The sequence below is a fragment of the Vibrio sp. 970 genome, assembly GCF_033339075.1.
Genome location: NZ_JAWOTW010000411.1, coordinates 1 through 650, shown reverse-complemented (window position 1 = coordinate 650; position 650 = coordinate 1). Strand labels below are relative to the sequence as shown.

At 48.9% G+C, this 650-nt stretch carries 1 protein-coding gene; it reads right to left on the bottom strand.

Annotation, left to right across the window (positions count from 1 at the left end; all coding sequences use genetic code 11):
- A partial coding sequence (gene argF / locus R7Q11_RS27005) for an ornithine carbamoyltransferase (protein ID WP_225467090.1) occupies positions 1–650 on the bottom strand: 650 nt, incomplete at both ends.

Here is a 650-nt window from a genome sequence, read left to right as displayed (position 1 = left end):
CGACAGTGGTTTCGTCATTATGGAATGCAGGTAGACAATCCATAAACTTCACGTACGGATTACCCGTCTGCTTGATGACATCCATATTGATTTGATAAGGCGTCATAAGCGCGACACGTTCATCCCATGCTTCTGCTGCTTCACCCATTGAAACCCAAACATCAGTGTAGAGGAAATCACAGCCTTTCACGCCTTCTTCGACGTTTTCCGTCAAGGTGATTTTCGCGCCGGTTTGTTTTGCAATGTCTTGGCAAGTCGCGACAAGATGTTCTTCTGGCCAGAATGCTTTTGGTGCCACTAGGCGAATGTCCATACCCATTTTCGCTGCGCCAACCATCAATGAGTTACCCATGTTGTTACGAGCGTCGCCAAGGTACGCAAAGGTCATTTCGTGGAGCTGTTTGCCACGACTATGTTCTTGCATGGTAAGGAAATCTGCGAGGATTTGCGTTGGGTGGAACTCGTCAGTTAATCCGTTCCAAACCGGAACGCCCGCATGAGCGCCAAGCTCTTCCACAATGGATTGACCAAAGCCTCGGTATTCGATGCCGTCATACATGCGACCTAAGACGCGCGCGGTATCTTTCATCGATTCTTTATGGCCGATTTGAGATCCTGAAGGACCGATATAGGTGACTTGTGCGCCTTGA